At 73.6% G+C, this 20,518-nt stretch carries 13 protein-coding genes, 2 pseudogenes and 2 riboswitches; of the genes and pseudogenes, 6 read left to right on the forward strand and 9 right to left on the reverse strand.

Going from position 1 to position 20,518, the window contains the following annotated elements:
- Positions 1 to 227 precede the first annotated feature (227 nt).
- Positions 228 to 4,499, reverse strand: a complete 4,272-nt coding sequence (locus tag ACFRFC_RS00500) for a molybdopterin-dependent oxidoreductase (protein WP_382679529.1) — start codon at positions 4,497 to 4,499, stop codon at positions 228 to 230.
- A gap of 902 nt (positions 4,500 to 5,401) precedes the next feature.
- Between ACFRFC_RS00500 and ACFRFC_RS00505 the strand changes: the two genes are divergently transcribed.
- The 4 genes and pseudogenes from ACFRFC_RS00505 (at position 5,402) to ACFRFC_RS00520 (ending at position 9,108) form a co-directional block, all read left to right on the forward strand.
- Positions 5,402 to 5,536: a hypothetical protein gene (locus ACFRFC_RS00505; protein WP_382679532.1), complete on the forward strand. Its 135-nt coding sequence runs from the start codon at positions 5,402 to 5,404 to the stop codon at positions 5,534 to 5,536.
- Positions 5,537 to 5,538: 2 nt separating this feature from the next.
- Positions 5,539 to 5,906: pseudogene (locus ACFRFC_RS00510) on the forward strand (GntR family transcriptional regulator).
- Positions 5,907 to 6,305: 399 nt separating this feature from the next.
- Positions 6,306 to 7,973, forward strand: a complete 1,668-nt coding sequence (locus ACFRFC_RS00515) for a VanW family protein (protein ID WP_382680160.1) — start codon at positions 6,306 to 6,308, stop codon at positions 7,971 to 7,973.
- Positions 7,974 to 8,121: 148 nt separating this feature from the next.
- The gene (locus ACFRFC_RS00520) at positions 8,122 to 9,108 is read left to right on the forward strand and encodes a Ppx/GppA family phosphatase (RefSeq protein ID WP_382679535.1); all 987 of its coding nucleotides are present in this window, start codon (positions 8,122 to 8,124) and stop codon (positions 9,106 to 9,108) included.
- A gap of 177 nt (positions 9,109 to 9,285) precedes the next feature.
- On the opposite strand, the gene ACFRFC_RS00525 is transcribed toward ACFRFC_RS00520, so the two are convergent.
- From ACFRFC_RS00525 to ACFRFC_RS00560, 8 genes are all read right to left on the reverse strand, one after another.
- Complete coding sequence (locus tag ACFRFC_RS00525) at positions 9,286 to 10,152, reverse strand: ABC transporter ATP-binding protein (protein ID WP_382679538.1); 867 nt, start codon at positions 10,150 to 10,152, stop codon at positions 9,286 to 9,288.
- Positions 10,149 to 11,249 carry a FecCD family ABC transporter permease gene (locus tag ACFRFC_RS00530; RefSeq protein WP_382679541.1) on the reverse strand — a complete coding sequence of 367 codons (1,101 nt, stop codon included), beginning with the start codon at positions 11,247 to 11,249 and terminating at the stop codon, positions 10,149 to 10,151. Before ACFRFC_RS00530 ends, ACFRFC_RS00525 begins: the two co-directional genes overlap by 4 nt.
- On the reverse strand, positions 11,246 to 12,280 hold the full coding sequence (locus ACFRFC_RS00535; protein WP_382679544.1) for an ABC transporter substrate-binding protein: 1,035 nt from the start codon (positions 12,278 to 12,280) through the stop codon (positions 11,246 to 11,248). The genes ACFRFC_RS00530 and ACFRFC_RS00535 overlap by 4 nt, the downstream gene beginning before the upstream one ends.
- Before the next feature lie 29 nt (positions 12,281 to 12,309).
- Positions 12,310 to 12,493: riboswitch (cobalamin riboswitch) on the reverse strand.
- Positions 12,494 to 12,553: 60 nt separating this feature from the next.
- On the reverse strand, positions 12,554 to 13,303 hold the full coding sequence (locus tag ACFRFC_RS00540; protein ID WP_382679547.1) for a class I SAM-dependent methyltransferase: 750 nt from the start codon (positions 13,301 to 13,303) through the stop codon (positions 12,554 to 12,556).
- A gap of 6 nt (positions 13,304 to 13,309) precedes the next feature.
- Positions 13,310 to 14,551 carry an MFS transporter gene (locus ACFRFC_RS00545; protein WP_382679550.1) on the reverse strand — a complete coding sequence of 414 codons (1,242 nt, stop codon included), beginning with the start codon at positions 14,549 to 14,551 and terminating at the stop codon, positions 13,310 to 13,312.
- On the reverse strand, positions 14,544 to 15,776 hold the full coding sequence (locus ACFRFC_RS00550) for an ATP-grasp domain-containing protein (RefSeq protein ID WP_382679553.1): 1,233 nt from the start codon (positions 15,774 to 15,776) through the stop codon (positions 14,544 to 14,546). The genes ACFRFC_RS00545 and ACFRFC_RS00550 overlap by 8 nt, the downstream gene beginning before the upstream one ends.
- A complete protein-coding gene (locus ACFRFC_RS00555; RefSeq protein WP_382679555.1) occupies positions 15,773 to 16,795 on the reverse strand; it encodes a cysteine synthase family protein in 1,023 nt (340 codons plus the stop codon). Before ACFRFC_RS00555 ends, ACFRFC_RS00550 begins: the two co-directional genes overlap by 4 nt.
- A complete protein-coding gene (locus ACFRFC_RS00560; RefSeq protein WP_382679558.1) occupies positions 16,792 to 17,739 on the reverse strand; it encodes a hypothetical protein in 948 nt (315 codons plus the stop codon). Before ACFRFC_RS00560 ends, ACFRFC_RS00555 begins: the two co-directional genes overlap by 4 nt.
- Before the next feature lie 392 nt (positions 17,740 to 18,131).
- Between ACFRFC_RS00560 and ACFRFC_RS00565 the strand changes: the two genes are divergently transcribed.
- Together ACFRFC_RS00565 and ACFRFC_RS00570 are read left to right on the forward strand one after the other, a co-directional pair.
- On the forward strand, positions 18,132 to 19,157 hold the full coding sequence (locus ACFRFC_RS00565) for a ferric reductase-like transmembrane domain-containing protein (protein WP_382680161.1): 1,026 nt from the start codon (positions 18,132 to 18,134) through the stop codon (positions 19,155 to 19,157).
- 188 nt (positions 19,158 to 19,345) lie between these two features.
- Positions 19,346 to 19,442: riboswitch (cobalamin riboswitch) on the forward strand.
- 20 nt (positions 19,443 to 19,462) lie between these two features.
- Positions 19,463 to 20,321: pseudogene (locus tag ACFRFC_RS00570) on the forward strand (sensor histidine kinase); the annotation flags it as partial.
- Positions 20,322 to 20,518: the final 197 nt, after the last annotated feature.

Raw genomic sequence — 20,518 nt, forward strand, 5'->3', positions numbered from 1 at the left:
GCTCCTGCGGGGTGTTTCCTCGGGCGGTGGCCGCCTTGGCTGCGGGGCGTGTTCACGGGGGTGTGCACCAGCTCGACGGCCCGCTCCTTGCTGACCCCGACTGCGGGGCGTGTTCACGGGGGTGTGCACCTCTGGGGCGGCGCCTCCCCCTGGGGGCGCTTCCCTGGCCGAAGGGCGCCTTCGCCAGGGACAGGTCTCCTCCGGTGGCACTCCGCGGAAGGCGGCTGTCAGTAGACGTCCCGCACATACCGCTTCTCCGTGGCCATCCGCCGGACATACGCGGCAGCCTCATCGCGTGCCATGCCGCCCTGGGTGGCCACGATCTCCTTGAGGGCCTCGTCCACGTCCTTGGCCATCCGGCCCGCGTCGCCGCACACGGCGAAGTGGGCGCCGTCGCGGAGCCACTGCCACAGCCGGGGCCCGTGCTCACGCATCCGGTCCTGGACGTACACCTTGTTGCGCTGGTCGCGGGAGAAGGCGAGGTCGAGCCGGTCCAGATGGCCGTCCGCCCGGTACGCCTCCAGTTCCTCGCGGTGGTAGAAGTCGGTGGCCCGGCGCTGTTCACCGAAGAAGAGCCAGTTGGGGCCGGAGTGACCCCGGGCCTGACGGTCCTCCAGGAAACCGATGAAGGGAGCCACCCCCGTGCCCGGACCGACCATGATCAGCGGGGCGGCGGGGTCGGCCGGCGGCCGGAAATGCGGGGAGCGCTGGACGAACACCTGCACCGGCCCGTCGTCCGCGTGGTCGGCGAGATAGGCCGAGCACACCCCCGTACGGTTCCGGCCCGCCTCGCCCGTGTAGCGGACGACGGAGACGGTGAGCCGCACCTCCCCGGGGTGCGCGAGCGGGCTGGACGAGATGGAGTACAGCCGGGGCGTCAGCCGTCCCAGCACCCCGGCCCACTCCGCCGCCGAGGCCCGTACGGGGAACTCGGCGAGCACATCGGCGGCCTGGCGCCCCCAGCTCCACCGGGCCAGCGCGTCCTTGTTGTCCGGGCGCAGCAGCCGCTTGAGGTCATGGCTGCCGGTCCGCTCGGTCACGAACCTGAGCAGACCGGCGCCGATCCGTGAGATGTCCAGGCGGGTGCGCAGCGCCTCTTCGAGGGACACGGGGGACGGATCGCCGAGGTCCACGGGCTCGTCCGGGCCGAGTCCGGTGAGCGCGAGCCATTCGGTGACCAGGTGGGCGCTGTTCACCGGCCAGACGCCGAGCGCGTCCCCGGCGTCGTAGGCGAGTTCCCCGTCCCGGGTGTCGAAGGCGAACTGCCGGACCTCCTTGCCCGAACCCGGCAGGCTCAGCAGCCGGTTGCCCATGAGGAGGGTGGCGAAGGGGGAGGTCCTGGTGTAGGCGGCCCGCTCGGGGGTCGCGGGCGCGCGGACGGTGACCTCGGGCGGCGGGACCGGTTCGGCGCCGTCCGTGGCGAGGGCGGTGACCACCTGGCCGAGCCAGTGCCCGGCGCTGTCCTCGAAGTCCGGTTCGCAGTCGGCGCGCGGGACGAGCCGGGTGGCGCCGAGGGCGTCGAGCCGTTCGTCGAGGCGACGGCCGTGGCCGCAGAAGTCGTCGTAACTGGAGTCGCCGAGCGCCAGCACCGCGTAGCGGGTCCCCTCCAGCCGGGGCGCGTCCGGCGCGGACAGCTCCTTCCAGAAGCCGGAGCCGTTGTCGGGCGCGTCGCCATCGCCGAACGTGCTGGTGACGAGGAGGACATCGGTGTCCCCGGCGAGCCCCGCCGGGGCCGTGTCGGCCATGGGCAGCACCTCGGCGGCCCGGCCCGCCCGCGCCAGCCGCGCGGCGGCCCCGGCCGCGAACTCCTCGGCGTTGCCGGTCTGCGAGGCCCACAGGACCAGCAGACGGCGGGCCGGGGGAGGGGCGTCGGCGGCCGGGGCGTCGGCCGCTGCGGTGGCGGTGGCCGTGTTCGTGCTCGTGCTCGAACGGGAGTACATCCCGGCGAGGACGCCGTCCACCCACAGGGCGTGGTCCGGGGCGAAGGGGGCGCCCGGGGGGAGTACGGGGACGCGTCCGTCGGGCGGGGTGCGGGCGAGGCCGGAGAGATACCCGGAGAGGTAGCGGCGTTCGGGCTCGGTGAGGGGCGCCGGGGCGTGATCGGCGAGGCCGAACAGCTCGGCGAGGGCCCGGACGGGGGCGTCGGCGGTGTCGGGCACAGGGGCCGCCACGTGCCCGCCCGGGAGGGAGCCGACCGGTGATGCCACCCCCACGCTCTGCGGCACTCCCGCCGGCCGTCCCTCGGGAAGTCCCCCCGGCAGTCCCGCCGGGCGTGGGGCGGACTCCCCTTCCCGCCGCCCCGTCGACAGCGGCGCGGCCATCCTGGTGAGGGCCACCGCGCAGACCTTGAACTCGGGCTGGAAGGAGAGCGGGTCGACGGCGTCGCTGGTGACGGCGTTGACGCTGAGATACTCGCCGAACAGGTCGTTCCAGTGGAAGGGCGCGAAACAGCTCCCCGGCCGCACCCGGTCGGTGACCACGGCGGGCAGCACGGCCCGGCCCCGCCGGGAGGCGACCTCCACCCGGTCGCCGTCGGTGACGCCGAGCGCGGCGGCGTCCTCGGGATGCACCTCCACGAACGGGCCGGGATGGAGCTTGGTGAGCTTGCCGACCTTGCCGGTCTTGGTCAGCGTGTGCCAGTGGTGCTGGAGCCGGCCGGTGTTCAGGACGAACGGGTAGTCGTCGTCGGGGAGTTCGGCGGCCGGCAGATGCGGGCGGGCGAAGAACCGGGCGCGGCCGTCGGCGGTGGGGAAGGCCAGCCGGGGGCGGGTCCCGTCGGGGCGTTCCAGGAGGGTCTGGCTGACACCGTCGTTGAGATAGCGGATCGGGTTGCGGTCCGGGCCGTCGGCGTCCGGGGCGGGCCACTGGACGGGCGTGGCGCGCAGCCGCGCGTAGCCGACCCCGCGCAGATCCCACCCCGTCTTCGGGTTCCACGCCCGCTTCAGCTCCTCGAACACCTCCTCCGCGCTGCCGTACGTGAACCCCTCCGCGAAGCCCATCGCGCAGGCCACCCGGGCGATCAGCAGCCAGTCGGGCAGGGCCTGTCCGGGCGGGTCGACCACGCCCGGGACGAGGGTGAGATTGCGCTCGGAGTTGACCATCACCCCGTCGGACTCGGCCCACAGCGTCGCGGGCAGCACGGCATCGGCGTACGCGTTGGTCTCGGTGTCGGCGAACACGTCCTGGGTGATGACCAGTTCGGCGGCCTCCAGACCCGCGATGACGGTCCTGCGGTTGGCGACCGAGGCGACCGGGTTGGTGCAGATGATCCAGCACGCCTTGATGTCACCGGCGGCCATCCGCTCGAACATCTCGACCGTGCCGCGTCCCACCTCGGTCCGCAGGGTGCCGGGCGGGAGCCGCCACAGCTCCTCCACGAAGGCCCGCTCGTCCTCGGCGAGCACGGACCGCTGGCCGGGCAGACCGGGCCCCATGTACCCCATCTCGCGCCCGCCCATGGCGTTGGGCTGGCCGGTCAGCGAGAACGGGCCGCTGCCCGGACGGCAGATCGCGCCCGTGGCCAGATGCAGATTGACCAGGGCGTTGGTGTTCCAGGTGCCGTGCGTGGACTGGTTGAGCCCCATGGTCCAGCAGCTCATCCAGTCACCGGCCTCGCCGATCCACCGCGCGGCCAGCCGCAGATCGTCCTCGGGGATACCGGTGATCTCCGCGACCCGCGCGGGCGGGTAGTCGGCGAGGAAGGCGGGCATCTCGGCCCACCCGTCGGTGAACTCGGCGATGAAGCCGCCGTCCGTGTGACCGCCCTCGACCAGCAGATGCAGCAGCCCGTTCAGCAGCGCGAGATCGGTGCCGGGCCGGATCCGGAGAAAGAGATCGGCCTTGTCGGCGGTGGCGGTGCGGCGCGGATCGACCACGATCAGCTTGGCGCCGGACGCCTTGACCCGGTCCATCATCCGCAGGAACAGGATCGGGTGGCAGTCGGCCATGTTGGCGCCGATGACGAAGAACGCGTTCGCGTGGTCGAAGTCCTGGTACGAGCCCGGCGGGCCGTCCGCGCCCAGCGACAGCTTGTAGCCCGTCCCGGCGGACGCCATGCACAGCCGCGAGTTCGACTCGATCTGGTTCGTCCGCACGAACCCCTTCGCCAGCTTGTTCGCCAGATACTGCGCCTCCAGGGACAGCTGTCCCGACACATAGAAGGACAGCGCGTCCGGCCCGTGCTCGTCCAGGATCGCCCGCAGCCTGCCCGCGACCGACGCGATGGCCTCGTCCACGTCCGTGCGCACCGGCTGCGCGCCCCGCTCGGCCCGGGTCAGCGCCGAGTCCAGCCGGCCCGGCGCGGCCATCATGTCCGCGCTCGTGGCGCCCTTGGTGCACAGCCGTCCCGCGTTCGCGGGGTGCGCCTTGTCCCCGGCCGCCCGCGCCACCCGGCGGCGCCCGTCGACGGGGCTGCGGTCCAGCTCCAGCACGATCCCGCAGCCGACCCCGCAGTACGAGCAGACCGTGCGGACCCTGTCCTCGGTCGAACCAGCTGCCACTGAACCCCCACCGTGCGGTGCGTACGCCGTCCCGGGCACCGTACGGAAACCGAATTTCCGTTCCGTCACACGGCGACGGGGAACGGCGTTACGGCCCGCGCACGGGACGCTGGCACGCGGTGTGAGAAGGGGACCGTCCACGGGGGCCTGCCCGGCGGCGGGCACGACCGGCTGCCCGACCGGATCGCCACCCACTTCTCGGGCCCCGGCAGGGCCAACGGCTTCATGAGCCGGACCTCCGTGCTGTGGTCCGGCGGCGGTCTGCTCGTCGGGCTCGGCGGGCTCTTCACCGTGCTGACGGTGACCGAGGGAGGAGGCGCGAAGGCGCGGCTGCCCGCCGCGGCCGGGGCGGGCACGGCCGTCGCGCTCGGCTGTCCGCTGGTGATCACCGTCCTGGTCAACACGGGCGTCCAGGACCCGGCGGACGTGCGGCTGCCGCTCTGGCACGTGGCCGTGCTGCCGCTCGCCGGCCTCACCACCACCGCCGTGGGCCGGCGGCTCATGGACGCCGGTCCCGACCCCGCCACCACGCCGCCGGTCCCCGCGCTGCCGCCGGCGGAGGGGGAGGCGGCGGCGTGGAGCCGTACGGTCCGCTCGCGCGCCCTGCTCCACCCGGCCGCCCTCATGGCGCTCGGCGGGCTCTTCGCCCTGCTGCTCGCCCTGCTGCTCGCCTCCTGGTGGACCGGGCTGCTGTCCCTCGTCCTCGGCCTCGTCTGCGCCGCGTCCGGGGCGGTCCGGGTCACCGTCGACCGGCGCGGGGTCACCGTCGCCTCCACCCTGCTGCCCAGACCCCGGCCGGCCCTGCCGCTCAGCGGGGTCGAGCGCGTCGGAAGCGTCCGGGTGCACGCCGTGGGCGACTTCGGCGGCTGGGGCCACCACTCCGCCCCGACCGGCGCGGAGTGGTGCTGCGCTCGGGGGAGGCCCTGTCGGTCCGTACGACGGGCGGGCGGGAGTACGTCATCACCGTCGACGACGCGACCACCGCGGCGGCCCCGCTCAACGCGCTCGTCGAGCGGCGTACCGGGGAGCGTGGCTGACGATGCTGCTCCGGGTGCTCCCGGGCTCGCCCGTGCCGCTGGGCGAACAGATCGCCGCCTGTGTGCGCGGGGCGATCGCCGACGGTACGGCGGTTCCGGGCGAGCGGCTGCCACCGGCCCGCGAGGTCGCCGAGTCGCTGGGCGTCAATGTGCACACCGTGCTGCGCGGCTACCAGCGGCCGCGGGACGAGTCCCTGATCGAGCTGCGCCGGGACGGGGCGCGGTGATCACCGCCGCTCCCGACGCGGCGGGCCGGGCCCGGCTCACCACGGGCGTCCACGGCCTCATCGGACAGGCCCGCGGGCTGGGCCTCACGGACGAGGAGTTCCTGACCCTGGTCCGCACCGGATTGGGCGGCGGGCAAGCCTGACGCGGGGCGGGCGGCCGGCACCTCACGGGTGGCCGGGCCCGGGTCGGTGCGGGGGCGATTGGGGCGGTCCGGGGTGACTGACGCGGTCCGGGGTGGCTGAGGCGGTCCGGAGTGGGGTAACGACACCCGAGTGACGGCGGTGACCGGGCCCGCGGAGTGGGGGGCGGTGACAGAGCTTACGGAATCACCACATAGATTCTCATATCATCACCGCGCGCGGCCCGCTCTTCCGAGGGGGCCGCGCGCCGCGACGGCGCCCACCACCCGCCACTCGCCGCGACCGCCCACAGACGAGGAGACCCCGTGCCGCGCTCAGCCCCCGCCGGTCCGCCCGCCGACCCCGACGGCACCGCCGACGCCTCCCGGGCCGCCCGGCGCCGAATAGGCCGGGCCGCGCTCGTGACGGGCGCGGCGGCCGGTGTCGGCTTCGGCGGGCTCTACCTCGTGGGCCTGCTCGCCGCGGGCGACGACGTACCCGACGGCGTCCGGGTGAGCGGCGTGGACATCGGCGGCATGAGCCGTACGGAGGCCAGGGCGGCCCTGGAGAAGGGCCTCGGGGACGCCTGGGCCGAGCCCATACCGGTCCAGGTCGGCGAGGAGAACGCCACCGTCGACGCCCGCACCGCCGGCCTCACCCTGGACAGCGAGCAGACCGTCACCGAGGCCGCCCGCTCGGGCAACGGCCCCTTCACGGTGATCGGCCGCCTGTTCACCAGCCCCGACCGCGATGTCGAACCGGCCGTCGCCGTCGACCGGGACCAGACCCGTACCGCCCTCACCGCACTGGCGAAGGACCACGACCGCGAGGCCCGCGACGGCGCGATCGGCTTCAGCGAGGGCGAGGTGACCCAGGTGAAGCCGGTCACCGGCCAGTCCCTCGACGTGGACGGCGCGATCGGGGCGCTGTCCTCGGTGATCCCCGGCACGACCTCGGAGCCGGTCCGGCTCCCGGTGGACACCACCGAGCCCCGCGTCGGCGCGGACGAGGTCGACCGCGCCCTGGCGGAGTTCGCCCGGCCCGCGATGTCCGGCCCCGTCACCCTCACCACGAGCGCCGGACGCGTGGAGATCAGCCCGGTCACCCTCGGCGAGCACCTCACCGTCAAGCCGGACAAGTCGAACAAGCTCGTCCCCACGCTCGACGGCGCCGCCCTCCTCGCCGACCCGGCGGTGGCGAGCCCGCTCGCCCTGGCCACCGACGAGGCCGAGGAGGCCAACCTCCGGATGGAGGGCGGCCGGGTCGTCGTCGCCTCCGGCGGCCGGTCCGGGCAGGAGGTCACGGCCAAGGCCCTCAAGGACGCCGTACAGCCCCTGCTCACCAAGGCCGGCGCCGCCCGCACCGGCGCGGTCGCCGTCGAGGAGGTCAAGCCGAAACTCTCCGCCGACAACCTCGACGCCCTGGGCATCAAGGAGCAGATGTCCACCTTCACCGTCGACTTCGAACCCGAGCCCTACCGGGTCACCAACATCGGCCGCGCCGCCGAACTCATCGACGGATCCCTCGTCCTGCCCGGCGAGACCTGGAGCATGAACGGCACCGTGGGCGAGCGCACCGAGGCCAACGGCTTCGTCGAAGGCATCATCATCAACAACGACCAGTTCGAGATGGCGGCGGGCGGCGGTGTCTCCGCCGTCGCCACCACCGTCTTCAACGCGGTCTTCTTCGCGGGCGTCGACCCCGTCGAGTACGGCGCCCACTCGTTCTACATCGAGCGCTACCCGGAGGGCCGCGAGGCCACCATCGCCTGGGGCAGCCTCGACCTGAAGTTCCGCAACGACTCAGGGAACGCCATCTACATCGACGCCCAGGCCACCGACACCTCCGTCACCGTCAGCTTCCTCGGCACCAAGAAGTACGACTCGGTGGAGTCCGTCACCGGCCCGCGCACCAATGTGAAGGAGCCCGGCACCCGCGAGGGCGCCGCCGAGCAGTGCGTGCCGCAGACCCCGCTCGAAGGCTTCGACGTCGCCGTCGACCGGGTCTTCGAGAACGACGGCGAGGAAGTCGGCCGGGAGACCTTCAACACCCGGTACGTCCCCCGCGACGAGGTCGTCTGCGACAGCTGACCCCCTGGTTCCCTTGCCCCTGGGGTCCCGCGCCTCCCGTGGTCCCCTGACCGAAACCCGCTCCCGGACCCGCGCCGGCTTCGTATCGCGCCCGCCAAGAGGGCATGCGTGTACGCATCACCGGCACGGCTCCGGGTACGCAACGCCGATGAGGCTGAGTGTGATTGACGCGGGATCGAACACGGTGCGGCTGGTGGTGGCGGACACCAAGGACGGGGTGCCGCTGCCCGTCCACACCGCGAAGTGGAAACTGCGCCTGTCCGAACAGGTCGGTGCCGACGGCGGCCTCGGCGAGGCGGCCACCGAGCAGCTGGTGCACGCCGTGGCCAAGGCGGCCAGGACGGCCGGACGCTGGGGGGCGCCGCATCCGCTGGCTTTCGCCACCGCCGTCGTGCGCAACGCGCCCGACCGCGCCGAGGTGCTCGCGGCGGTGCACGCCCGGACCGAGGTACGGCTGTGTCTGCTGCCCGGCGAGGTGGAGGCCGAGCTGACCTTTCTCGCCGTACGGCGCTGGATGGGCTGGCGGGCGGGCCCGCTGGCCCTGTTCGACATCGGCGGCGGCACCCTCGAAGTCGCCTTCGGCCGGGGCCGCACACCGGAGTTCGCGATCTCCCTGCCGCTCGGCGCGCGCCGCCTCACGGACGACTACCTCGCCCACGCCGACCCGCCGTCGGCGTCCGAGATCCTCGCCCTGCGCCGCGAGGTGCGCCATCAGCTGCGCGACGCCGGGGCCCGGATCCGCTGGGAGCACCCGCACACCGCCGTGGGCACCTCACGGACCTTCCAGCAACTGGCCAGGCTGTGCGGGGCCGCCCCGGGCCGCCGGGGCCCGTTCGTCGGGCGCGACCTGCGCCGCGCCGAGCTGCGCACGGCCATCGACCGGCTCGCGGAACTGCCCCCGGGCGGCCGCTCCGACCTCCCCGGCATCTCCGCGCCGCGCGCCCGCCAGAGCCTCGCGGGCGCGATCGTCGGCCACACCGCGATGAAACTGAGCGGCCTCAAAACCCTCGCCGTCTGCCCCTGGGCACTGCGCGAGGGCATCCTCCTGCGACACCTGGAGGACGGTCCGCACTGGTGGCAGGACATGACCCGGCGCCCCACCCCGCTCCCGTGCGGCGCTGACCCAGGTCTTTGAGGCGTACTCCGGGCGCGGTGGGCCCGTTCCTGGTCGGCGGGTTGGTGCCCGCCACCCGGCACGCCCCCGTCGGTCCACCGGGACCGGAGCCCGCGCCGCCGCGTAGGCGCTCACCCGGCGTCGCCCAGCAGCCCCGCCGGCCCAGCCCCCTCCGCCGACCCGGCCGGCGAGCCCTCCTCACCCCGCCGCGTCCCGCACCCCCGCCGGATCGCGGCCCCCAGCCGTCCCGCCCGCCCCCGCCGTACCGGGAGCCCCTGCCCCCACCCCCACCCGCGCCGGCAGAAACGTCACCTGTGGTGCCCCCGTCCGGGGATGGATCGTGACCTCGGCCGTGACCCCGTACACCTCGGCCAGCAGCCGGGGGGTGAGGACCTCAACAGGCGGGCCGGAGGCCGTGACGTGGCCCTCGTGGAGGACGTAGAGGCGGTCGCAGTAGTACGCGGCGAGGTTGAGGTCGTGCAGGGCGATCAGGACCGTCGCCGGGAGTTGGCGCAGGGTGCCGAGGACGGCCAGCTGGTGGCGGATGTCGAGATGGTTGGTCGGCTCGTCCAGCACCAGCAGCGACGGCTGCTGGACGAGCGCGCGGGCGATCAGGACCCGCTGGCGTTCGCCGCCGGAGAGCTGGTCGAAGGAGCGGGCCGACAGCTCGGCGGCGTCCACCGTGTCCAGGGCGGACTCGATCAGCCGGGCGTCGTCGGCGGTGTCGCCGTCCAGGAGCCTCTTGTGCGGGGTACGGCCCATGGCGACGACCTCACGGACCGTCAGATCGAAGTCGGCGCCCGCCTCCTGCACGACCGCCGCGACGGTACGCGCCAGCTCCCGCACCGGCAGCGTCCAGGCGTCCGCGCCGTCCACCCGCACCTCCCCGGAGTCCGGGCGCAGCACCCGGTACACGGCCCGCAGCAGGCTGGACTTGCCGCTGCCGTTGGGCCCGACCAGCCCGACCACCTCGCCCGGCCGGGCGGTCAGTGAGATGTCCCGCACCAGCCGGTGCGCACCGGCGGACAGCGTGACCTGGTCGACGACGAGTTCGGCGGGGCTCATACGGCTCCTCGATCCGTGCCGCGCCGGGCGTCCCGGCGCATCAGCCACAGGAAGAACGGTCCGCCGCACAGCGCGGTGAGCACCCCCACGGGGATCTCCAGCGGCGCGGCGACGGTCCGGGCGGCGACATCGGCCCAGATGAGGAAGACGGCCCCGCCGAGCGCGGCCGTCGGCAGCACCCGGCGGTGATCGCCGCCCACGAACAGCCGGACGATGTGCGGCAGCATCAGGCCGACGAACCCGATCGGCCCGGCCGCCGCCACCAGCACCCCGGTGACCAGCGACAGCAGGACGAACATCCGGGCCCGGAACCGCCCCACGTCCAGCCCCATCGTGGTCGCCGCCTCCTCACCGGCCAGCAGCAGATTCAGATTCCGGGACTGCACCAGCAGCACCCCGACCCCGGCCGCGAGCGCGCCGGCCGGCAGCCACAGCGTGTCCCAGTTGACGCCGCCGAGACCGCCGAGGGTCCAGGCGAGCACCTCGCGCGCCTGATTGCCCCGCTCGGTGGTGAGCAGCAGCAGGTTCGTCGCCGCGGTGAGCACCGCCGCGATGGCCACCCCGGACAGCACCAGCCGCACCGAGGTGATCCGCCCGCCGGTCCGCGCGGTGGCGTACACCAGCAGCAGCGCGCCGAGCGCACCCGCGAAGGCCGCCACCGACAGCGACACCGCCCCGAACAGGGTCAGCGAGAACACGATCACCACGACCGCCCCGAGCGACGCCCCGGAGGACACCCCCAGCAGATAGGGCTCGGCGAGCGGGTTGCGCAACAGCGCCTGCATCGCCGTACCGACCACCGCGAGCCCGGCGCCGACCACCGCGCCGAGCAGGACGCGCGGCGCCCGCACCTCCAGCACGATGGTCTCCCGCGCCCCGGACCAGTCCGGCTCGACCCACCCGGCACCCAGCGCGTGCGTCACGATGCCCCACACCTGCCCCGGCGGCACCCGCACCGAGCCGATCGCCAGCGCGGCCGTCGCCGAGAGCACCAGCAGCGCGGTGAGCACCAGCAGGGTCGTGGCGAGCGTCGCCCGGCCCGCCCTCGGCCCGCCCCCGGGAGACCCGGCGGCCCGCTCGGTGGCGGGAACCGTCACCGGAAGCTCTCGGGGTGCAGCGCCGGGGCCAGATCCTCGACCGCGTACGCCGACCGCACGCCGACCAGGGTGTCCGTCAGCGGCAGCACCACGAACCGTTCGTTCCGCACGGCCGGTACGTCGGCCAGCGCCGGCTGCGCGAGCAGGAACTCCTTCTTCCGCTCGACGCCCCCCGCCCCGGCGTAGTCGTAGATGACGATGACCTCGGGCCCGCGCTCCACGACCTGCTCCCAGGAGACGTCCCCGAAGACCTCGTCGAGATCGGCGAAGACGTTCTCGCCGCCCGCCAGCCGGATCAGCTCGCTGCCCAGCCCCTTGCCGCCCGCCGTGAACGCGGACTTGTCGCCGCTGTCGTACACGAACACCGGCACCCGCTCCTCGCCGGCCACCGCCGCGGACGCCGCCTCGACCCGGCCCTCAAGATCGGCGACCAGTGCGTCGGCCCGCTCGGACACCCCGAAGATCTCGCCGATGGCGCGGATCTCGTCGTAGGTGTCCCGCATCGTGGCCGACGCCGCCCCCTCGCAGTACTCGCGGTTGAGATAGGTGTCGATGCCCGCGTCGGCGAACGCCTCACGGGAGCGGCCCTCGTTGTCGGCGAACGCGCTGCCGTACCCGCCGTAGACGAAGTCGGGCTCGGCGTCGAGAACCGTCTCGAACGACGGTTCCTTCTCCGCCAGTTCCGGGATCGCCTCGAAGTCCTCCGCCAGCTCGGGCAGCGGCGCCGAGTCGGGGAAGGCGGTGCCGACCATCCGGTCCTTCAGCCCGAGCGCGAGCATCAGTTCGGCCGGGTGCTGGTGGATGGTGACGACCCGCTCGGGCGGGGCGTCGTACGTCGTGCTCACCCCGCAGTTGTCGACGGTGACGGGGAAACCACCGGCGGGGGCGGCCGAAGCCTTCGGATCCGCGCCGGAATCACCGGACGAGCCGCACCCGGCGGCCAGCAGCGCCGCCGACAGCGCGAGCGCCGCCGCGCGCAGCCGCCGGCGGGCAGGGGTGGACAGGGCGGGACGGGACATGCCGTCGTACACGTTGAGCCTCCTGGGGAGTCCGCGCTCCTCAAAACGGGCCCGCGACAGGCCAGTGTCCTGACTCCCGGATCGACGCTCCCCCCGCCTTCCCGCGCGTCGCGCAGTGGCATGTCGAAGGGTTGCACTCCCCGGTCACAGTGGCGGGACCGTGCCGGATTCACACCGGCTTCCTGTCTCCCGTCGCGGCTATTGACCTCGTGATACTACGTTCCGCACAGTCCGGGCCAAAAGGTCGGGGGGATCACACCCCCCCGCCCCTGGCGCGTCGCCCCCTCAGTCCTGCCGCGTCGCCCGCACCACCAGCCGCTCGGCGTTCTCGTCGTAGGGCCGCCCGTCGAAGCCGCCGAAGACCTCCACCCGGCCGAACCCGGCCTCCGCCACCATCCGCCGCAGCTCGACCGCGCTGTACACGAACCACACCAGCGTCGCCCGGGTGACCCGCTCGCCCCGCACCAGCACCCAGTCGCTGCGCAGCCGCGCCCAGTCGTCCAGCACGGTGTCCGTCTGCACCATCAGATCCTCGCCGCGCGTCACCACCTTCGGCGGGGTGACCCGGCGGGCCAGCAGCTCCTTACCCGCGAGGTCGAGCAGCAGCGTCCCGCCGGGCGCCAGGCAGTCGTACAGGGTGCGCAGCACCCGGGCGTTGTCGGCGGGGTCCTCGAAGTACCCGAACGACGTGAACAGATTGAGGGCGACATCGAAGCCGCCCGGCGCCGTGAACTCCCGCGCGTCCGCCCGCACATACGTGACGCCGACCCCCGCGTCGGCCGCCAGCTTGCGCGCCCGCTCCAGCATCGCCGGGCTCAGATCCACCCCCGTCACGGCGTACCCGCGCCGGGCCAGCGGCACGGTGAACACGCCCGGACCGCAGCACAGGTCCAGCACCCGCGCCCCGGCCGGGAAGTCCAGCAGGGGAGAGCCGCCGAGCAGGTCGGCGGCCTGGGTGTGGCGCTGCTCGGAGAACAGGAAGTCATGGAACTCGGTCCAGAAGTCGTCGTCCTGGAACCCGCCGGTCCGTGTCATACGGCCTCATCGCTCCTTCGTCGTCGGCACCGTGGGGGAGGGGGTCTCGGGTGGTACGGCGGTCAGGGCGTCCCGGGTCGCGGGGCCGCGCAGCAGCGCCAGCAGCCAGGGCAGCAGCAGACACTGCGCGGCGGCCAGCAGCCAGAACCAGCCGGTGTCCCCGGCCCGTTCCCCGGCCCCGTACAGCTGCCCGCCCAGCACCCCGCTCGCGCCCGCCCCCAGCCCCGCCGCCAGCCGCTGCTGGCCGAAGACGACGGCGTCCGAGCGCGGGCTGCGCGCCAGTGCCTCCAGGTCGTTCTTGAGGAACAGCACGATGTCGCCCAGCGTGATCAGCGCCCCGCCCGCCAGCAGCGCCGGGCGGCTGCCGATCGCCAGCACCGCCAGCCCCGCCGTGAGCCCGGCGAAACCGACGCCGAGGGCGAGGGCGTACGGCATCCGCCGGATCAGGTCCGACGCGAGCGGCTGGACGACGATCACCAGGGCGAAGCACAGCAGCAGGACCAGGCTGTAGAACTCGCTGGAGGCCCGCTCGACGGCGTACACCGCGAGGAAGTGCTGGAAGTGGAAGTACAGATAGAAGGCCAGGAGGTTGGCGGCGAACGGGAGCGCCGCAACGCCGGCCAGCAGGCCCTGCCGGGACGGCTGCCGGCCCGGCGGGCGTTCCCCGACCGCCGGAAGCCGGGTGTGCCCGGCCGTGACCAGCAGGAACAGGGCCGTGACGGCGACGAACAGCCAGCCCGGCGAGGACAGCACGAACGGCCCGGCGATCAGCGGGCCCACCGCCATGCCCGCGTTGAGCGCCGCGTTGCCCGCCGACAGGAACGCCGGGCGCCGCTCGTCGGCCACCCCGTGCACCAGATACGCCTTGTTGGCGGGCAGATACAGGGCCGCGCCGCAGCAGGTCAGGATCAGCGCCGGAACGGCCAGCGGCGGCCAGCGCAGCGCCAGCAGCATCCCGGTGAACCCGGCCGTACGGACGATCAGCGCCCACAGCATCGTGCGGCGCAGCCCGATCCGGTCCGCGAGCGCCCCGCCCGCGATCCCGCCGGAGAACTGCACGAGGGACGCCACCGCCAGCACCACACCGACCGTGCCGAGCCCCATGCCGAGCCGCTCGTGCAGGAACACCGACATGAACGGCAGCACCATGAAACTGCCGAGCGGGATCAGGAACGAGCTGAGCAGCAGGAAGCGCAGCGGCCCGTCGAGCGGCCCCAATCCTGCCCGGCCCTTGTCACGTTCACTCACCGGGCGCGAACGGCTCGGTGAGCACCCGTACGGCGTTCGCGGCGGCCACCGCCCGGTGGGTCGCCAGCTCGGCGGTCTCCGCCTCCGCGTACACGATCCCCGCGTAGCCCCGGCTGTCCGCCAGATGCTCCACCGGGTCGCCGACCCGCTTCACCGGGAACCAGGCGGGCGCGCCCGGCAGCTCCGCCAGCCGCTCCAGTCCGGCGACCCCGCTGAACACGCCCGGCGCGGCCGGATACCCCAGCACGAACGCCACGGCGGGACCGCCCGGCGGCTCGGCGTCCAGCAGCCCGGGCCGCCGCCCCAGCGCCGCCTCCACCATCGCCTCGTACACATTGACCCCGAGCGCCCGGCACAGCCCCTCCCCGACCAGCGCGCCCCCGATCCGTGGGTTGACCTCCACCAGCTCCGGCCCGTCGGCGGTCAGCACGAACTCCACATGCGCGAACCGGTCGGTGTACCCGACGGCTGCCAGCAGCGCGTCGAGCCACCCCTCCAGGGAGCCGCGCAGCGCCTCGGGAAGGGCCACCGGGAACGCCGTGATCTCCTCGCGGAAGTGCGGCTCCGGCGACATCAGCCGGCTGGACACCCCCAGCAGCCGGGTCCGGCCCGCCCAGGTGAGGGTCTCGGCGCTGTACACCGGCCCGCCGAAGTACGGTTCCGCGAACAGCCTGCCCTTCAGGGTCCGCCCGGCCGACTCCGCGAGCGCCGCGTCCAGTTCGGTCTCGTCCCGCACCAGCCACACATTCTGGCTCCCGGTGCCCGCCGAGTCCTTCACCACGGCGGGCAGGCCGATCTCCTTGAGCAGCAGTTCCCGGACGTCCCCGCCCGGCCCGTCCGCCGCCAGGGCCCGGCCCCTGCTCAGCCCGGCCTCGTGCAGCAGATTGCGCACGGCGGCCTTGTCACGGGTCAGCCGCAGTACGTCCGGGTCGAGTCCGGGCAGCCCGAACCGGGCCGCCAGTTCGGCGCCGACCAGCATCCAGGTGTCGGTGGAGCTGATCAGCCCGCGCAGCCCGGGCGTGCGGCCCAGCAGCTCCGCGACGCCGTCCACGTCGAAGGTGTCGGTCTCCACCACGTCCAGCGCGTGCGCGGGCAGCCGCTCCAGCTCGTAGGCGTAGTAGGCCGGATCACGGGTCAGCAGCACCAGCCGCTCGCCGAGCGCGTCGGCGGCGCGGACCAGGTGTCCGAGGCCGAAGGTGAGCGACTCCAGCAGTACGACACTCATGCCGCCCGCTCCTTCCAGTCGGCGGGGCAGGGGGTGCGCCGCCACGCCATGGTCGACCAGGGCATGGACAGTTCCCCGGCGCCGGAGATCTCGACGGGTTTGAGCACGGCCGGGTTGAGGGCCTCCGTATGCCGGGCGAAGACCCGCTCGACATAGCGGTGCCCGGTGTCGGCGCCGATCAGCAGATGCAGCCGGTCGGGGTGGCGGCGGGCCTCGTGCACGGCGGCCAGATAGCCGGCGCCGGTGGACAGCCCGGCGAACACGGCGTGTTCGCGCAGCAGGGCGACGGCCCCGGCCATGGCGTGGGTGAAGTCGATCCAGTGCAGGGCGTCGTAGAGATCGTGCCGGACGTTGTCGAACACGATCGACGAGCCGATCCCGGCGATGATCGCCTCCGGGTCGTGATGGTCCTGGCTGCCGAAGGTGACACTCCCGAACGGCTGCACACCCACCAGCCGCACCGAGTCGTCCGTCATCCGCAGCCGCTGCACGATGCCGCCCGTCGAGGCGCCCGAGCCCACCCCGCCGACCAGGGCCAGCGGCCGGCCGGGGAACGCGGCGGTGATCCGGTCGGCGACCTCCTGATAGCCGAGGTAGTGGATGTCGTCGTGGTACTGGCGCATCCAGTGGCAGTCGGGCCGGTCGGCGAGGATCTCCCGTACCCGGCGCACCCGCAACTCCTGGTCCAGCTTGAGATTGAGGGACGGCCGGACCTGTTCCACCGTGGCGCCGAGGACCTCCAACTGGGCCCGGGTGGTGGTGTCCACGGTGGTGGAGGCGACGATGTGGCAGCGCATGCCGTAGCGGTGGCAGGCGAGCGCCAGCGCGTAGGCGTAGATGCCGCTGGAGCTGTCGACCAGGGTCTGCCCGGGGCGGACCGTGCCCCGCTCCAGCAGCCGGCGGACGGCGGCGAGCGCCGAGTAGATCTTCATCGACTCGAACCGGATCAGCACCAGGCCGTCGGTGAGCCGTACCAGGTCGGGAATCTTCAGGGCGTCGGCGATGTGGGGGTGGATCACCCGTAGCCTCCTTGGGCGAATGAGCACTGGTGGCCGAGCGAGTGGAAGAACGCGGACAGTTCGGACTTGACGGCGGCGCCGGGGCGCCGCGCGAAGAGATAGCCGATCAGACAGCCGGTGTGCGCGACGAAGACCCCGTCGGCGCCGAACCGCTCCCGCTGGGCGAGCACGGCGTCGAACGCCGCCTTGGGCAGCACCTCCTGGGACAGCACCGCACTGCCGGTGGCCGCCCGCGCCACGGCCCCCGCGTCACCTGTGGAGAACCCTTTCAGCAGAGCGTCCAGGCAGCGCTCGTACTCCGCTCCGCGCCGCCGGTAGTGGGCGAGCAGCGGTTCGGTGACGGCGGCGGTGTCCACCGTGCCGGGCTCGGTGATGTACGCGGTGTGGAAGCCGAGCTGGGTGCCGAGCCGCCGCACCACCCGGTGCCGGCCGCTGAGATGGAGCGCGAACTCGTCCAGGAACACGCTGTCGGCCCGTTCGATCGCCGCCAGCACGCCGAGCACCACGTCCAGGTCGTAGGGCAGGCCGAAGAGCTGGAACAGACAGCGCAGGGTCGCCACGATGTCGGCGGTCGAACTGGCCATCCCCACCCCCACCCGCAGATCGGAGTGGGCGCTCCACCGGCCCGGCGGCAGGGTGAGCCCGAAGCGGTCCAGGAACAGCCGGACGGCAGCGGCCGACTTCTCTCCGAGGACGGGCGGCCCCTGTGCGGTCTCGTCCGGCGTGAAGTGCACCCACGCGTGCCGGTCGACGGGAAAGGACACCAGCGCGATGTCCGGCTCGGGCCCGGCCCGCAACGGCCCCTGATACAGCTCGCCCAGGGTGCCGTGGCAGACCCCGGACACGGTACGGGTCACCGGCTCGCGCGCCGCCGGGGAACCCTCGGCGTCCCCCGGCGCCGACCGGGGCCGGCCCGCCCGGACGACGGGCACTCGTGTGGTCACGTACGGGTCCTCCTCCTGGTCCGTGCTGAACCGCGACCGGGAGCGAGGTGCGGCGATACGTACCGCGAGAGGTGGCGATGCGTACGCCGTGCGGCATCCCTGAGCGTAGGGGGGAGCAAGCCGCTGCGGCAGGGGAGCATCCATGGGTTGTCCTGATGCGTTCGATTGTCCTGATGCAGTGGGTTGAAATGAGGCGGGAGATATGCAACGGGCGCGCGCGGTCGGGCCGGAATCCGTCCGGTATCCGGTCGCGGCCCGACCAAAATTGACCTAAAAGTGCTGGCCGAATTTGGACTCGATGATCGTGAATGGACTAGTCCAGACTGGGGCCTCGGACACCACACGTGCCCCACACCCGTAGCCGGTCCGTGTTGCCGGGAGGCCCCGAAATGCTGCCAGAGACGCCACCGGAGACATCGCCGGAGACATCCCCCAAGACTCCGCCGGAGACCGCGCCGGAGAGCGGGGCGACGGCTCCGCCCGACACCCCGGAGCGGCGCCCCGCCGAGCGGGTCGCCCTGCGCGGCGATCTGCGCGCCGCGATACCCGACGCGAGCGCGGCGATGGTCGTCACGGCCGCCGTCTTCGTGTTCTTCTGGGCCCGCATGGAGTCCGGCACCGGGGACACCGTCGCGATCATGCCGTTCATGAGCGACCCCCGCGAGTACTGGATGTACCTGCTCAGCCAGGCGTTCGGCTGGTCGGGCCTGCTGTGGGCGTGGGGCACGGTCATGTTCGGCCTGCTGCTGTCCGGGCCCGGCACCTCCCGGCTGCCCGTCTCCCACCAGCGGCTGGAGCGCTGGCACCGCACCACGAGCCTCACCACGATGGCCCTGATGTTCGCGCACGCCCTGATGTTCGCCGCCGAACTCGTCCGCTACGAGGACCAGTTGGGCTGGGCCGGACGCCTGTGGGCGGGCTTCGCGGACTCCTTCGTACCGGGCTGGTACGACTCCGGGACCGGCCGCACCGCCATCCCCATCGGCCAGGGCGCCCTGTATCTCGCGATCCCACTGGGCCTGTTGTTCTACATCCGCCACCGCATCGGCGCCGCGACCTGGCGCCGGCTGCACCGCTTCGTGATCGTCGTCTATGTGCTGAGCGTGTGGCACACCCTGCTGTACGGCACCAATGTCTGGTACGGCTCCTGGCCGCGCACCGCGCTGTGGCTGCTGCAACTCCCCATCGCCGTCCTGCTGCTGATCCGGCTGCTGCGCCCGGCCAGACGCGCCGAACGGCTGCGCGCACCCGGCCGGGGCGGCTCCCTGCCGGGCTGGGTGCTGCGGGCGGCCGGGCGGATCGCCGCCGCGGCCGTAGTGATCGGCCTGATCGTGGTCGTGGTCTCCGGTCGCGACGGCGGCCGGGAACGCCCCGCCGAGCCACCGGCGGCCAGCCCGCACGTCCATGAGACGGAGTGAACGCGCGGGGGGTCCTGGAGGCGTGGGCTCTCGGGGGTGCGGGGCACCGGGGGCCGTGAGGCTCCGGGGGCGTGGCGCCCCGGGAGACGTGACCCGCCGAGGTCCCGGGGCCGTCCGGCGCCTGGAGGCCCTCTGGGACCCGGGCCGGCCGGATGAGAGGATGACCGGCGACCAGGCGGCAGCGGTCCGAGGAAGCCGGTGCGAATCCGGCGTGGTCCCGCCACTGTGATCGATGAGCGCACCCCGGCCGGTTACCGGGCGGGGCGCTCCGAGAGCCAGACACTCACGCTGTCGCCTCCTCGGAGGCGCGGGCGAAACGTTTCGTGGCCGATGTCTCCCATGAACTGCGCACCCCGCTCGCCGCGATGACCATGGTCGTCACCGTGCTCGACGAGGAGGCCGGCCACCTCCCGGCGGACGCCGCCCGCGCCGCCCGTACGGTCAGCGAGGAGACCGGCAGGCTCACCCGGCTCGTGGACGACCTGATGGAGATGTCCCGCCTCGACTCGGGCGCCGCCACCCTCCACCTCGCGGACACCGACCTCGCGCAGGCCGTCCGCGTCACCCTGTCCCTGCGCGGCTGGACCGGCCACGCCCGCGCCGAACTCCCCGACGGCATACGGGCGTCGGTGGACCGTGTCCGCGTCGATGTCACCGTCGCCAACCTCGTCGGCAACGCCCTGCGGCACGGCGCCGCCCCCGTGACCATCACCCTGACCGGCGACCGGACGGCCGGCCGGGTCACCGTCGAGGTCGCCGACCTGGGCCCCGGACTCCCGCCCGAGGCCCTAGGGCGTGTCTGACAATTCCCGCCTGCCCCGCGACGCCATGCACGCACTCTCGCCGCACCGGGCACAAGCCCACGTACAACCAGTACGAGGACTCGTGCCCGGCACGCCGAGAGCACGCACCTGACCCCGCGGCGCCGCCCTCCGGGCGACGACGGGAATTGTCAGACACGCCCTAGCCCGGGTCTTCGACCGCTTCTACAAGGCCGACACCGCCCGCACCCGCTCCGAGGGCAGCGGACTCGGCACCGCCATCGCCCTGGAGAACGCCCGTCTGCACGGCGGCACCATCGACGCCGCCGACCGGCCCGGCGGCGGAGCCGTGTTCACCCTGCGCCTGCCGTGGCGCCCCCCGGCCGAGGAGGCCGGCGCATGACCGCGATCCGGCCCCGGCACCGGGCCATCACGGCCGCCGCCCTCGCCGCGGCGGCCCTGCTCACCGCGTGCGGGGTACGGCCCACGGGCGTCCTCGACGGCGGCGAGCCCGCCGGGGGACTGACCAAGGGCCTGCGGCTGTACTTCGTCTCCCAGTCGGGCCGCCTGGAAGCCGTCTCCCGCCCCGGCACACCCGTG

The organism is Streptomyces sp. NPDC056734 (genome assembly GCF_042790455.1).
In the GTDB taxonomy this organism is placed as follows: domain Bacteria; phylum Actinomycetota; class Actinomycetes; order Streptomycetales; family Streptomycetaceae; genus Streptomyces.